Below are 13,294 nucleotides of genomic sequence, written 5' to 3' on the forward strand. Positions count from 1 at the left end.
CTGGCTTACGCTCTGGCTGAGTGGTCGTCCTTGGTCGTCGTAGCTGTAGGTGGTGGTGCGGTCGGGCTCGGTCACGGTGGCCGGCAGGAACAGGGTCGGGTGCCAGGTGGTGGTGACGGTGCGCGCCTGGGGCGTGCCGAAGGCTTCGGTGCGGGACACTTCGAGGCCACGGTCGTTGTAGTCGAAGGTGGTGACGTTGCCCTTGTTGTCGGTGCGGGTCTTCACCAGGCCACGGTCATCGTAGGTGAAGGTGGAGTTGCTGTTGGGGCAGTTGGTCGAGGGTTCGCCTTCGATGGCGGTAATGCGCCGTATGCCCTGAATGGTCTGGAAGCGGTAGGTAGTGCGCTTGCCCAGAGCGTTGGTGACGGTGGAAGAGCCATCGGCGTTGTAGCTCACCAGGGTGCGCTCGGCGCCGCCGGCGTGCTCGCTGGAGATGGCGCGGCCCTGGTCGTCATAGGCCCAGGTGGCGAAGCGAACGCCGCGTTCGTCGGTGATGCCGGTGAGGAGGTTGGGGTTGGCGTCTTCGTATTGATAGGTCTGATTGGAAATGGCCGCACCCCGAGTCGTCGTTACAGCGGTCAATCTCCTTATGGAGTTGTATGTGTAGCTGACGGACGTTTCTCCCATTGCAAATAGCTTGGGCTGATACTCAGCATCTTGGCGAAGAGTCGCCGTGTTGCCGAAAGAGTCGGTAATGGTTATGACCGCATCGAGATACGTCAACGTTTGCCATTGACCATTTTTTTCAGTGATTTTTGAAAGCCGAAGTGCCGAATTGAAGGCGAGTTTAGTGCCGTTAGGTTCTTCAAAAGACCACTCTTCCCCTTGGCGGGTGAGGATGCCGCTCGCAGCTATGCCATAGCTATTCACGCCATCCTGCAGCTGGAATTTTGTTTCGCGACCATCGGCACGAACAAAAATTAAAGAATTTTCATTTTTTTCGAGATGAGTCGAGTAGCTGTGCCGCCATACGCCATCAGCGCTGTTGTAGGTTCTCGTGAGGCCGATGAGCGAGTTGCTTGCAGCTGGGGCGTCTACAATAGTCTGGACCTTGTTTCCAATAGAGATATTTATTGGGTTTCCCTTGCGGTCACTGGGTATTGCGCAGGTTAAATCATTGGGTGGCAAGCCTTTGTTGGCATCCAGTATAGGAGGTTCAGTGCAGGTAGTTCCGCCGTTTGCGGAAGCAGTACCGGGCGGGCAGTTCTGTGGGTCGGGCTTACAAATTCCAGTATTGACATCCATTTTTGTATATTGGGAACATGCATGGCCCAAAAGAAGAATAGGGATGCTGCGATTAATGCCGGGAGGCCCCCAGTAAGATTCATTAAAGTTGCAGTAAGCAAAGCGACCGGCAATATCAATGGGGGTGTCAATATAAAAGCCAGAGTTGTAAGAGGCATTAAAAACACTCTTGCAGATGGCTAGGGGGTCTGGGCCTCTTTGGTTGGCATATTCCCAGTAATAATCAGCAGCTTTGGAATTCGAAACGAGAAGGAATGTGGAAATAAAGAAAGTTACGAGGTATCGCATATAGCGCCCTGCTACCAGTCCCTGGGCTGCGCCCGCAACTGGTAGCAGGGCGCTATCTTGAAATGAAATTCGAATCTGCAATTTAAATCATCCTTGTTTGCATGTTGGGCTTTGACCGTGTTAGCACTCAACGCTGGGTAGTGGTTTGCCCAATCAGTCTTCCCTGAGTGTCATAACTGTAACGGGTGGTTCTGTCAGGTTCTGTGATGGTCACCGGCAGAAACAGAGTCGGGTGCCACTCCGTAGTGACGGTGCGCGCCTGGGGCGTGCCGTAGGCTTCGGTGCGGGAGACTTCGAGGCCACGCTCGTTGTAATCGAACCTAGTGACATTGCCCTTGTTGTCGGTACGGGTTTTCACTAGGCCACGGTCGTCGTAGGTGAAGGTGGAGTTGCTGTTGGGGCAGTTGGCCGAGGGTTCGCCTTCGATGGTGGTGATGCGCCGTATGCCCTGGATGGTCTGGAAGCGGTAGGTGGTGCGTTTGCCAAGGGCGTTGGTGACGGTGGAAGAACCATCGGCGTTGTAGTTCACCAAGGTGCGTTCGGCGCCGCCGGCGTGCTCGCTGGAAATGGCACGGCCTTGGTCGTCATAGGTCCAGGTGGCGAAGCGGATGCCGCGTTCATCGGTGATGCCGGTGAGAAGCCGGGAGCCGGGCGTGGGGTCGTAGTGATAGGTGCGTTCGTTTACTTGGCCGTTGAGCGTCCTGGTGAGCTTCGTGAGGCGGCTGAGATAATCGTATGTGTACTGGATCTCGATCGAGTCGCCTGCAAGCCGGGTCGGGTGATGCTGTTCATCCTCGGTCAATGCAAGGCTGTTTCCCGCATCATCCTGCAAGGTGATCGCGCTGGCTCCATAGCTCAGCGTTGTCCTTTCCCCCGAGGGTTGAATGGCATAGCTGAGGCGCCCCTGGCTATCGAAGCCCATGCGTCGATTATCGGGCGCGGTGTATTCCCAGACCCCCGCAGTCTTACGCAGCTCCCCGACACCTTCACGGGTGGCGTGGGCCTGGTCGCCAGATACCTGGAAATAGATTTCCTTTCCGTCAGGCAGTGTGATCAGCGCGAAGCTCGTGCCGGCGCTCAGGTTTGCCGAGTAGTTGTGGCGCCAGAAACCATCGATGCTGTTGTAGGTTCGCTGCAAGGCAAGGGGCGAGTTCCCCTGAACGGTGAAATCCAGCTCGGTCTGGACCTTGTTTCCCGAGGCGAAGTTGATTGGGTTCCCTGCCGTCGCACCGCAGGAAGGGCCCGCTTCATACCCTTTCTGGCTGGGGGAGCGCGAAAGGCTCTTGCAGCTTCCGTCGATTTGCTTGAGAAGTGGATTGCCCGCAGTGGCTCCGGATTGGTCCAGGCACAAGGAGCCGGCGGAGGCATCCGGCATCGTGCACTTGAGCTTGGTGGGATCGTAGATCGAGCCGCCGGTGCAACCGTCGCCGAACCTGTAGACCCCCCAGTTCAACCACTCACCTTCTCCCTGATTTTCGCCTTGAGGGGTGATGTAGCTGAAGATGCATGCGGCCCTATCCGGGCTTGTGAGCCTGTAACCTCGATAGATGTATGTCTGGCCGTAGGAGTTAGTGTGCTCCCCGGCGCGGCAGCCTGCTTCAGGGTTTTCAACGACCGCACCCCATCCGATCCAGTTCCCGATTTCCCAGATGTAGTCATAACCGTAGAGCGCGAAGGCGTTGTTGGAGCAGGCGAGCAGAAGGAGGGGGAGAAGGTGCTTGCGCATCGAGCAATCCGTTGTCGTAGACAGCCGCAGAGGGGATGACCGCATCCGGCGATCAGTGCGCTAGTCAATCAGCTTGAAACGGGAAAATCCATACTGGCGAAGTGCTGTATTGACGCACCTGAGTGGCGGGTTCCGCGGGTTGAAATGGCGAGTGCCTGTTTGCACTTCCGCTCGAGGAAGAATGTGCCAACGGTAGTTGGCACAAGAAGCCAGGGATTGGCGTTGCACCGCTCCACTCGGCTCCCGCCAGGCCCTGTTACCTCTTCAACTCATACGCACACATATTCACCGTGGTCGCCAGGTTGAGCGATTCGATGGCGCCGCTGCCGGGGATGGTGAAGGGGTGGGCGTTGAGTGCGGTGAGTAGGTCGCGGGGGACGCCGCGGGCTTCGTTGCCGAAGAGGTAGCAGTCGAAGGTCTTGAAGGCGTCGGATTGCACGGGCTCGCCTTGCATGTCCAGGCAGGCGATGCGTTGGAAGCGACTGCCAAGGGATTCCAGTTCCACGTCCAGTTCCATCGGCGCGTGGAAGATGGCGCCCATGCTGGCGCGCACGACCTTGGGGTTGTATGGGTCGACGCTGCCCGGGCTGAGCAGGCAGCGGAAGCCACCGAACCAGGCCAGGGTGCGCAGGATGGTGCCGAGGTTGCCCGGGTCCTGGATCTCGTGCAGGTAGATGGCGCGTTCGTTGGCGGCGGCAGCCGGCGCGGCGGTCGGCAGCATCGGCACCAGGGCGATGATGCCCTGAGGCGTCTTGGTGTCGGCGATCTGTGCCATCTGCCGGTCGCTGATGACCTGGGTTTCGAACGGGCTGTGCCAGTGCTCGTAGGCGCCGGTCACGTACAGCTGGCTGCGCAGCAGCAGCGGGTTGTGCTCGGCGGCTTTCTGCAGTTCCAGCAGCAGGTGCTCGCCCTCCACCAGGAAGTGGCCGAACTCGGCCCGGTACTTCTTCTGGTGGAGCTTCTTGATGTCATCGAATTTCATCAATGCGGCGCTCAGTTGCTCTGCTCGTTGGCGTTGCCCAGTTCGGCCAGCATCGCCTTGGCCAGGGCCTCGGCGACCTTGATGCCGTCCACGCCCGCCGAGAGGATGCCGCCCGCGTAGCCGGCGCCTTCACCGGCCGGGTACAGGCCGCGCAGGTTGAGGCTTTGCAGCGTCTCGTGGTCGCGGGTGATGCGCACGGGGGAGGAGGTGCGGGTTTCGATGCCGGTGAGCACGGCGTCATTACGATCGAAGCCGCGGATCTGCTTGCCGAAGGCCGGCAGCGCTTCGCGGATGGCTTCGATGGCGTAGTCCGGCAGCGAGGGGGCGAGGTCGCCCAGGTGCACGCCGGGTTTGTAGGAGGGCTCGACGTCGCCGAACTCGCTGGAGGGCACGCCACGGATGAAGTCGCCCACCAGTTGCCCGGGGGCGCAGTAGTCGCTGCCGCCCAGCTCGTAGGCACGGGACTCCAGGCGCTCCTGGAACTCGACACCGGCCAGCGGGCCGCCGGGGAAGTCCTGCTCCGGGGTGATGCCGACGACGATGCCGGAGTTGGCGTTGCGCTCGTTGCGCGAGTACTGGCTCATGCCGTTGGTGACCACGCGGCCCGGCTCGGAGGTGGCCGCTACCACGGTGCCACCGGGGCACATGCAGAAGCTGTAGACGGCGCGGCCGTTCTTGGCGTGGTGCACCACCTTGTAGTCGGCGGCGCCGAGCTCCGGGTGGCCGGCGTACTTGCCCAGGCGGGCCTCGTCGATCAGGCCTTGCGGGTGCTCGATGCGGAAGCCGATGGCGAAGGGCTTGGCTTCGAGGAACACGTTCTGGCGGTGCAGCATGCGGAAGGTGTCGCGGGAGCTGTGGCCCAGGGCCAGGACGACATGGCGGCTGCGCAGGGTTTCGCCATTGGCCAGTACTACGCCTTCGAGCTGCCCGTCATCGATCACCAGGTCGGTGACCTTGCTCTCGAAGCGCACCTCGCCGCCCAGGGCGATGATCTCTTCGCGCATGGTGGCGACCACGCCGGTGAGGCGGAAGGTGCCGATGTGCGGCTTGCTCACGTACATGATCTCTTCCGGCGCGCCGGCGCGGACGAACTCGTGCATCACCTTGCGGGCGTAGAACTTGGGGTCCTTGATCTGGCTGTAGAGCTTGCCGTCGGAGAACAAACCGGCACCGCCCTCGCCGAACTGCACGTTGGATTCGGGGGTGAGGACCTTCTTGCGCCACAGCGCCCAGGTGTCCTTGGTGCGGCTGCGCACATCCTTGCCACGCTCCAGCACGATGGGTTTGAAGCCCATTTGTGCGAGCAGCAGCGCGGCGAACAGGCCGCAGGGGCCGAAGCCGATGATGATCGGGCGCTCGCCCAGGTCGGTCGGTGCCTGGCCCACCGGGTAGTAGTTCGTGTCCGGGGCCGGACGCACGTTGTTGTCGTCGGCGAAGCGCTTGAGGATCGCCGCCTCGTTACGCACTTCGAGGTCGATGATGTAGATGAACAGGATCACGCTGTTCTTCTTGCGGGCGTCGTAGCTGCGCTTGAATACGGTGAAATCCAGCAGGTCGGCGTCGCTGATGTTCAGGCGCTTGACGATGGCCTGGCGCAGTTCGTCGGCGGAGTGCTCGAGGGGCAGGGACAGTTCGTTGATGCGAATCATGGCGATATCCTGGCCGGTCGATCCGGCAAAGGAGGTAACAGAGGGGGTAGGGCGCGAATTGTACTCGCCGCCGCGGGCCCCTGTCAGGCCTGGCCTGCAGGTTTCCGCCGGGCGTTGCCGCGGGTGCGCGGGGCGCCACCGGCCGGCTTATTTAACCTGAGCGGGATTCTCGGCTTATAATTGCCGCCGCTTCGGGCCCGTACAGCTCCCCGCTGTGCCCAGGGTGGCCCGCTCCTCTACTGATTTTCCGTGGTTGGCTCTCTCATGAAACGATCCAAAAGCAGCCGCCGCTGGCTGGACGAACACGTCAATGACCCCTATGTGAAACGGGCCCAGAAGGATGGCTTGCGCTCGCGCTCCAGCTACAAGCTGATCGAGCTGAACGAGAAGGACAAGCTGATCCGCCCCGGCATGCTGGTCATGGACCTGGGCTCCGCCCCCGGTGGCTGGTCGCAGGTGGCCGGCAAGCTGGTGGGTGAGAGCGGGCGCGTCCTGGCCACCGACATCCTGCCGATGGACGGCCTCGACAACGTCGACTTCATCCAGGGCGACTTCACCGACGACGGCGTGTTCCAGCAGCTCCTCGACAAGCTCGACGGCCGCAAGCCCGACCTGATCGTCTCCGACATCGCGCCCAACATCAGCGGCGTCGCGGCGGCCGACCAGGCGTCCTCCATGTACCTGGTGGAACTCACCCTCGACATGGTCCGCCAGGTGCTCAAGCCCAATGGCAACTACGTGGTCAAGGTCTTCCAGGGCGAAGGCTCGGACGAGTTCCTCAAGGACGTGCGCACCTCGTTCGAGAAGGTCTTCATCCGCAAGCCGGAAGCCTCGCGCCCGCGCTCCCGCGAGGTCTATCTCGTAGGCAAGGGCTTCAAGGGCTGAGGCCCTGATCGCAGGCCGGTACCCGCGACCGGCCTGCCGCTCCGTTCACACCCTGATCAGCACCGACTTCACTTCCGTGTAGTGCTCGATCGCCGCCGCCCCCATCTCCCGGCCCACCCCCGACATCTTGTAGCCGCCGAACGGCAGCGCCGGGTCGAGCGCGCTGTGGCAGTTGACCCACACCGAGCCGGACTTGATGCGCGGAATCATCCGGTGCACCGCCGACAGGTCGTTGGACCAGATGCTCGCCCCCAGCCCGTAAGGGTTGTCGTTGGCCAGGCGCACGGCCTCGTCCAGGTCGTCGAAGGGCATGGCCACCAGCACCGGGCCGAAGATCTCCTCCTGCACCAGGCGGTGCTTCTGGTCGACGTCGACCATGACGGTGGGCTTGACGAAATACCCCGGCCCGAAGCCCTCGCCGCCGCAGGCGACAGTGGCACCCAGCTCGCGGCCAAGGTCGATGTAGCCGGTGACGCGGTCCTGCTGCTTGGCGGAGATCAGCGGGCCCATCTGCACGCTCGGGTCGAGGCCGTTGCCGAGCTTCATGGCGTTGGCGATGCCGGCGATGTCGGCGACCACGTTGTCGAAGTGCTTGCGGTGCACGTACAGGCGCGAGCCGGCGCAGCACACCTGGCCCTGGTTGAAGAAGATGGCCGTGGCGGCACCGGCGGTGGCCTCCTGCAGGTTGGCGTCGGGCATGACGATGGTGGGAGATTTGCCGCCCAGCTCCAGGGTCACGCGGGTCATGTTGTCCATGGCCGCCTTGCCGATCTGCTTGCCCACCTCGGTGGAGCCAGTGAAGGTCAGCTTGTCCACGCCCGGGTGGCGGGTGAGGGCGACGCCGGCGTTGAGGCCGGTGCCAGTCACCACGTTGAACACGCCCGCCGGGTAGCCCGCCTCCAGTACCAGCTCGGCCAGCTTGAGGGCGGTGAGTGGGGTTTCGTCGGCGGGCTTGAGCACCACCGTGCAGCCGGTGGCCAGTGCCGGGCCGAGCTTCCAGCAGGCCAACAGCAGGGGGAAATTCCAGGCGACGATGGCGCCCACCACGCCCACTGCCTCGCGGCGGATGAAGCCGTGGAAGCGGTCGTCGGGCATCAGCGGCAGGGAGGGCTCCACCGTGGTGCCTTCGATCTTGGTGGCCCAGCCGGCCATGTAGCGCAGGAAGTCGATGGCCAGTTGCACGTCCATCACCTGGGCGACCGCGGCGCTCTTGCCGTTGTTCAGGCACTCCAGCTCGGCCAGCTCCTGGGCGTCGCGTTCCATCAGCCCGGCCAGGCGCCACAGCAGGTTCTGCCGCTCGCGGGGGCGCATGCGGCTCCAGGGCGAATCATCGAAGGCCTGGCGCGCGGCGCGTACGGCGCGGTCCACATCCTCGGCTGCGGCGGAGGGCACATCGCCCAGCACCTCGCCAGTGGCGGGGTTGCGGAAGCTCATGGTGGCGCCGCTGACGGCGTCCTGCCATTGGGCGCCGATCAGCATCTTCAGCGGGCGTTGCAGGAAAGCCTGGGTCTGGGGCAGTACGGGCAGTTCGGCATGCATGGGTCAGGGCCTCTGTCTGTGGGCGTCCCCCAGGCGTGCGCAACCGCCGTGCCAAGGCTCCTGACAGCCGGTAACCCATTGATCTGCCGATGATTTTCGCGGGGGCTGGCGCGCGCTCACCAGGCCGGCGTGTTGCAGTTTGAGACGACCTGAGACAACCGCCGGACAGTCCCGCCGCCCGGCCCAGTCAGCGCGGTGGGTGCTCCTGTCTCAGCCTGTGACGACCTGTCGCGAAATTAGACGCCCGGCCCCGTTACCGAGGGGTCCGATATCGCGCTGGAAATGACCTAAGTCATTGTTCTGCAAGGGGCTGCCGGCCACTGGCACACATTGTGTATTTGCCATGACAGGCGCACCGCCGGCGAGACAGGTGCGAACCATAAGAACAATACCGTGGAGGTCTGACCTTGAAGACGATTCGACTCCGGTGGCGTGCGGGCAGCCTGGTCCTGGCTGCAGCCGCCTTGTTGTGCACCCAGGCCCAGGCGGCGGACGAGGGCCCGGCGCTGCTCAAGGGCAAGTGCATGGGGTGCCACATCCCCGAAGGCGGCGACAGCTACAGCCGCATCAGCCACCAGCGCAAGACCCCCGAAGGCTGGCTGATGAGCATCGCGCGCATGCAGGTGATGCATGGCCTCTCCATCAGCGACGACGATCGCCGCACCCTGGTCAAGTACCTGGCCGACAAGCAGGGCCTGGCCCCCAGCGAGACCGAAGGCGTGCGCTACGCCATGGAGCGGCGCCTCAACGCGGTCGAGCATTTCGACGAACAACTGACGCAGATGTGCGGCCGCTGCCACTCCGGCGCGCGGGTGGCCCTGCAACGGCGCCCGGCCAAGGAGTGGGAACACCTGGTCAACTTCCACCTCGGCCAGTGGCCCTCGCTGGAATACCAGGCCCAGTCCCGTGATCGCGACTGGCTGGAGCTGGCCCTCACGCAGATGGTGCCCGAGCTGGCCAAGCGCTTCCCGCTGGATAACCAGGCCTGGGCCGACTGGCAGAAAGCCCGGCCCAAGGCGCAGGCGCTGCCGGGGCAATGGAGCTTCAGCGGCCATATGCTGGCCAAGGGCGATGTGCGTGGGGTGATGACGGTCAGCGCCGACAGCGGCGACACCTTCAAGGTCGAGGTGCAGGGCCAGTACGCCGACGGCACGCCCTTCACCGGCTCGGGCTCGGCCATCCTCTACAACGGCTACGAATGGCGCGGCAATGTGAAGGTCGGCGACACCCCCATGCGCCAGGTCTTCGCCGCCCTGAACGGCGAGATGAAGGGCCGCATGTTCGAGGCCGAGCACGATGAGCGCGGCCTCGACTTCAGCGCCGCGAAGGACGGCAACGCCCGGCTGCTGTCGGTGCAGCCGGCCTTCCTCAAGGCGGGCGGCGAGGCCGAGCTGACCCTGGTGGGCAGCGGCCTGTCCGGCACCCCCGAGTTCGGCCCGGGCGTCGAGGTGGTCAAGGTGCTGGAGGTCACGCCCCGGCAGGTGCGGGTCAAGGTCAAGGCCGCCGCCGATGCCGCGGTCGGCACCCGCGCGGTGGCCCTGGGCGCGCTCAAGGGCGTGGACCTCGCGGTGTACAAGGACATCGCCGAGGTAAAGGTGGTGCCCGCCTTCTCCATCGCCCGAGTGGGCGAGAACGGCGGCTCCACGCCCAAGGTGCAGGGCCGCTTCGAGGCCGAGGCCTGGGGCAAGGATGCGGCCGGCCAGCCGTATCGCATCGGCTACCTGCCGGCCACCTGGTCGGTCGCGCCCTTCGATGAGCGCGCCGAGGAGGACCAGGACGTGAAGTTCGCCGGGCAGATGCAGAAGGACGGCGTGTTCGTCCCCGGCGCCGCCGGCCCCAACCCCGAGCGGCGGATGATGACCAACAACGCCGGCAACCTGAAGGTGATCGCCCAGCTGGAGGAGGGCGGCCAGAAAGGCGAAGGCCACCTGATCGTCACCGTGCAGCGCTGGAACAACCCGCCGCTGCCATGAACCGGCCGCGAACCGCATCGACGATTGGGCAAATTTCCCGGAGGTCGCCATGGGCGCAATCTTGAATCTGGTCGAGCGCAACCTGCATGAAGTGCAGGTGGACGCGGACCGCATGCTGTTCCACATCCCCAGCAGCTCGCTGTTCACCACCGACGCCGTCACCGGCGGCATCATCGACACGCTGCGCCAGCAGGGCTGCTCGCCCGAAGACCTGGTGCAGCGCCTGGCCGGGCGCTTCCCCGGGCAGGAGGTGAGCGAGACCCTGCGCGAGCTGATCGCGCTGGAACTGGTCAGCGACGGCTCGCCGTTGACGCCGGAAATCGGCGTCAAGCGGGTCGAGCGCACCGCGCTGAACACCGTGGTATTGAACGTCAACACCGGCTGCAACCTCAGCTGCACCTACTGCTACAAGGAAGACCTCGACAAGCCCTCGGCCGGCCGCAAGATGGCTGTCGAGACCGCGGAAGCCTCGGTGGAGATGCTGCTGCGCGAATCCCCCGACGAAACCCGCTACAGCGTGGTGTTCTTCGGCGGCGAGCCGCTTTCCAACCGCGCCTTGATCGAGCACATGGTGGATTACTGCGAGCGGCGCTTCGCGGCGGCCGGCAAGCAGGTGGAATTCATCATGACCACCAACGCCACGCTGCTCACCGAGGAGATCGTCGACTGGCTCGACGCCCATCGCTTCGGCCTCTCCATCAGCATCGACGGGCCGAAGACGGTGCACGACCGCAACCGCATCACCGTGGGCGGGCAGGGCACCTACGACGTGGTGCGGCGCAAGGCCGACATGCTGCTGTCGCGCTACCGCAGCCGCCCGGTGGGCGCGCGGGTGACCCTGACCCGCGGCATCACCGATGTGGAAACCATCTGGAACCACCTGTTCAACGAGATGGGTTTCGCCGAAGTCGGCTTCGCCCCGGTCACCTCGGGCGACCTCAGCGACTACAACCTCACGGGCGAGGAGCTGGTGCAGGTCTTCGCCAACATGAAGGCCCTCGGCCGGCGCTACCTGGAGGCGGCGCTGGAGCACCGCAACATCGGCTTCTCCAACCTGCACCAGCTCATCACCGACATCCACGAGGGGCAGAAGAAGGCGCTGCCCTGTGGCGCCGGGCTGAAGATGCTGGCCGTGGACCACGCCGGCGGGCTCAACCTCTGCCACCGCTTCACCGGCTCCAGCCTGCCCACCTTCGGCGACGTGCACAGTGGGGTGAAGCAGGCCGAGCTCAACGACTTCCTCTCCCAGCGCCTGGACCGGCAAGGCACCGGCTGCGACACCTGCCGCATCCGCAACCTCTGTTCCGGCGGCTGCTACCACGAGAGCTACGCCCGCTACGGTGACCCCACCCACCCGACCTACCACTACTGCGACCTGATGCGCGACTGGGTGGACTTCGGCATCGAGGTCTACAGCCGGATCATGGCCGCCAACCCGGCCTTCATCAGCCGCTACATCACCCCGCGGAAGGCGCACTGACATGAAGCATCTCAAGCCGCTGAACAACAAAGCCCAGTTGCTGGACCAGGCCGTGGCCGAAGACCGCGTCGAAGAAGTGGTGGCCATGAGCGCCGTGGCCGGCTGTACCGCCACCACCGACCCGGGCTGGGAAGTGGACGCCTTCGGTGGCGTCTCCTCGCTCTGTCAGCCGATGGAAGCCGACCTCTACGGTTGCTCCGACCCCTGCTGGTGGCCGGCCCAGGTGCCGGACATGATGAGCACCTACCAGGATTGGAACGCCAACGCCGCGGATTCCTCGCAGGACTGGCGCAACCTCGACACCGTCTTCCCGAAAGACAAGTGACGACAAGAAGAACAACAGGGGAATCCGCATGAAACTCACCGTCATCGCCCGCCTGGCCACCGCCGTAGCCGGGCTCGCCCTGGGCACCGGCGCCTGGGCCGCCGACAACGCCGGCCCGGCCCTCAAGCCCGGCAGCGAATACCTGATCGCCACCAACTACCCCAACAACCTCCACGTGGTCGACCTGGCCAGCGACAGCCTCTACAAGACCTGCCGCCTGCCCGACGCCTTCGGCCCCGGCACCGCGATGATGGCGCCGGACAACAAGACCGCCTACCTGCTCAACAACCACTTCGGCGACCTCTACGGCGTCGACCTGGATGACTGCAAGACCGTGTTCCACGCCCGGCTCTCGCGCAACCCGGGGGAGAAGGTGCGCTCGATGTTCTCCTTCGCCCTCAGCCCGGACGGCAAGGAGCTCTACACCACGGTCAACCCGACCCAGATGATGAGCGACCACTACGTGGTCAAGCCGCCGCGCCTGGAGGTGTTCCGCACCGCCGACGGCCTCGATGCCAAGCCCGTGCGCAGCTTCCCCATGCCGCGTCAGGTCTACCTGATGCGCGCCGCCGACGACGGCAGCCTGTTCGTGGCGGGGCCGGACATCTACAAGATGGACGTGCACACCGGCCAGTACACAGTGGCCGTGCCCGGGCGCAACTGGCAACGGCCCAACTACAGCGCGCCGGACGTGCTGTACTTCTGGCCGCACCAGAGCGCGCTGCACGACTTCTCCATGCTCTACACCACGGCGAAGTTCAAGGACGACAAGCAGGACCTGGCCACCGCCGATTTCATCTACGGCTTCGTCAGCGTCGACCTGAAGACCGGCAAGAGCACGGTGCAGGACTTCGCCCCGCTCACCGAGCTGTACTTCACCGGCATGCGCTCGCCCAAGGACCCGAACCTGATGTTCGGCGTGCTCAACCGCCTGGCCAAGTACGACATCAAGCAGCAGAAGCTGATCAAGGCCGCCAACCTCGAACACACCTACTACTGCGTGGCGTTCAACAAGGCCGGCAGCAAGCTCTACCTCGCCGGCACCTTCAACGACATCGCCGTGTTCGACCCGGACAGCCTCGAGAAGGTGAAGAACATCAAGCTGCCCGGCGGCGACATGGCCATCACCACCACCCAGGTGTTCGTCCGCTAGGGTGAGAGGGCAGGGCGTTGCGGCCGACATGGCGCAACGCCTTTACGAC

The 13,294-nt window shown here is 64.2% G+C and carries 10 protein-coding genes and 1 pseudogene; 5 read left to right on the forward strand and 6 right to left on the reverse strand.

What is annotated here, in order from left to right; all coding sequences use genetic code 11:
• The 5 genes and pseudogenes from OEJ36_RS27030 to OEJ36_RS27045 all read right to left on the reverse strand — a co-directional run.
• A partial coding sequence (locus OEJ36_RS27030; protein WP_411861061.1) for an RHS repeat domain-containing protein occupies positions 1 to 582 on the reverse strand: 582 nt, incomplete at its 3' end.
• Positions 583 to 897: 315 nt separating this feature from the next.
• Positions 898 to 1,533: pseudogene (locus tag OEJ36_RS30745) on the reverse strand (DUF6531 domain-containing protein); the annotation flags it as partial.
• 127 nt (positions 1,534 to 1,660) lie between these two features.
• A complete protein-coding gene (locus OEJ36_RS27035) occupies positions 1,661 to 3,259 on the reverse strand; it encodes a DUF6531 domain-containing protein (RefSeq protein WP_263404141.1) in 1,599 nt (532 codons plus the stop codon).
• Between the two features lie 256 nt (positions 3,260 to 3,515).
• Positions 3,516 to 4,241, reverse strand: coding sequence for a TrmH family RNA methyltransferase (locus tag OEJ36_RS27040; RefSeq protein WP_263404142.1), 726 nt, complete (start codon positions 4,239 to 4,241; stop codon positions 3,516 to 3,518).
• Between the two features lie 11 nt (positions 4,242 to 4,252).
• Positions 4,253 to 5,890 (reverse strand): NAD(P)/FAD-dependent oxidoreductase, encoded by a 1,638-nt coding sequence (locus OEJ36_RS27045; RefSeq protein ID WP_263404143.1) that lies wholly within the window; start codon positions 5,888 to 5,890, stop codon positions 4,253 to 4,255.
• A gap of 264 nt (positions 5,891 to 6,154) precedes the next feature.
• On the opposite strand from OEJ36_RS27045, the gene rlmE reads away from it, so the two are divergent.
• Positions 6,155 to 6,775, forward strand: a complete 621-nt coding sequence (gene rlmE, locus OEJ36_RS27050; RefSeq protein ID WP_021218112.1) for a 23S rRNA (uridine(2552)-2'-O)-methyltransferase RlmE — start codon at positions 6,155 to 6,157, stop codon at positions 6,773 to 6,775.
• A gap of 45 nt (positions 6,776 to 6,820) precedes the next feature.
• On the opposite strand, the gene OEJ36_RS27055 is transcribed toward rlmE, so the two are convergent.
• Positions 6,821 to 8,314 (reverse strand): aldehyde dehydrogenase family protein, encoded by a 1,494-nt coding sequence (locus OEJ36_RS27055; protein ID WP_263404144.1) that lies wholly within the window; start codon positions 8,312 to 8,314, stop codon positions 6,821 to 6,823.
• A 407-nt stretch (positions 8,315 to 8,721) separates the two neighbouring features.
• Here OEJ36_RS27055 and peaA point away from each other — a divergent pair, with 407 nt between their 5' ends.
• The 4 genes from peaA to peaD are packed head-to-tail and all read left to right on the forward strand — an operon-like array spanning position 8,722 to position 13,245.
• Positions 8,722 to 10,287 (forward strand): quinohemoprotein amine dehydrogenase subunit alpha, encoded by a 1,566-nt coding sequence (gene peaA / locus OEJ36_RS27060; protein WP_263404145.1) that lies wholly within the window; start codon positions 8,722 to 8,724, stop codon positions 10,285 to 10,287.
• Positions 10,288 to 10,336: 49 nt separating this feature from the next.
• Complete coding sequence (gene peaB / locus OEJ36_RS27065) at positions 10,337 to 11,767, forward strand: quinohemoprotein amine dehydrogenase maturation protein (protein WP_263404146.1); 1,431 nt, start codon at positions 10,337 to 10,339, stop codon at positions 11,765 to 11,767.
• 1 nt (position 11,768) lies between these two features.
• Positions 11,769 to 12,092, forward strand: coding sequence for a quinohemoprotein amine dehydrogenase subunit gamma (gene qhpC, locus OEJ36_RS27070; RefSeq protein WP_263404147.1), 324 nt, complete (start codon positions 11,769 to 11,771; stop codon positions 12,090 to 12,092).
• A 28-nt stretch (positions 12,093 to 12,120) separates the two neighbouring features.
• The gene (peaD, locus tag OEJ36_RS27075) at positions 12,121 to 13,245 is read left to right on the forward strand and encodes a quinohemoprotein amine dehydrogenase subunit beta (RefSeq protein WP_043245717.1); all 1,125 of its coding nucleotides are present in this window, start codon (positions 12,121 to 12,123) and stop codon (positions 13,243 to 13,245) included.
• The last annotated feature ends 49 nt before the right edge of the window (positions 13,246 to 13,294 follow it).

The sequence above is a fragment of the Pseudomonas sp. PDM13 genome, assembly GCF_025685765.1.
GTDB lineage: Bacteria > Pseudomonadota > Gammaproteobacteria > Pseudomonadales > Pseudomonadaceae > Metapseudomonas > Metapseudomonas solani.

Coding starts and splice junctions, on each gene's coding strand:
- qhpC (WP_263404147.1), top strand. CDS start 11,769: ATGAAGCATCTCAAGCCGCTGAACAACAAAGCCCAGTTGCTGGACCAG.
- OEJ36_RS27035 (WP_263404141.1), bottom strand. CDS start 3,259: ATGCGCAAGCACCTTCTCCCCCTCCTTCTGCTCGCCTGCTCCAACAAC.
- rlmE (WP_021218112.1), top strand. CDS start 6,155: ATGAAACGATCCAAAAGCAGCCGCCGCTGGCTGGACGAACACGTCAAT.
- OEJ36_RS27045 (WP_263404143.1), bottom strand. CDS start 5,890: ATGATTCGCATCAACGAACTGTCCCTGCCCCTCGAGCACTCCGCCGAC.
- OEJ36_RS27055 (WP_263404144.1), bottom strand. CDS start 8,314: ATGCATGCCGAACTGCCCGTACTGCCCCAGACCCAGGCTTTCCTGCAA.
- peaB (WP_263404146.1), top strand. CDS start 10,337: ATGGGCGCAATCTTGAATCTGGTCGAGCGCAACCTGCATGAAGTGCAG.
- peaD (WP_043245717.1), top strand. CDS start 12,121: ATGAAACTCACCGTCATCGCCCGCCTGGCCACCGCCGTAGCCGGGCTC.
- OEJ36_RS27040 (WP_263404142.1), bottom strand. CDS start 4,241: ATGAAATTCGATGACATCAAGAAGCTCCACCAGAAGAAGTACCGGGCC.